This is a genomic window from Falsihalocynthiibacter sp. BN13B15 (genome assembly GCF_041205415.1).
GTDB classification, from domain to species: Bacteria; Pseudomonadota; Alphaproteobacteria; order Rhodobacterales; family Rhodobacteraceae; genus Falsihalocynthiibacter; species Falsihalocynthiibacter arcticus.
The window spans coordinates 1-243 of record NZ_JBGFCE010000138.1 but is presented as its reverse complement, the minus strand read 5'-3'; the positions used below and the strand labels follow the sequence as shown (position 1 = coordinate 243).

Sequence of the window (243 nt, the reverse complement as noted above, 5' to 3'; positions counted from 1 at the left end):
CTGGAGCTCATTTGGCTGACGGGTCGCTTGAAGCCCGCATGGAACGCACCCTGCGAAAGCTGGAACCTCTGCAAAAGGAGGCCTTGCGTTACAGATCAATTGAACAGCGGATGGATGAGACCGGAGAAACACAGGTCTCATTCAGCGATCCAGACGCCAGATCAATGGCAACAACAGCGCGCATGCCCCGTATTGTTGGCTATAATGTCCAAACGGCTGTCGAAGCCGATCACCACCTGATCG

1 pseudogene is annotated in these 243 nt (G+C 54.7%); it reads left to right on the top strand.

Annotated features, from left to right (window positions below):
* Nucleotides 1–243 (top strand): annotated as a pseudogene (locus tag AB9F26_RS22530) (IS5/IS1182 family transposase); the annotation flags it as partial.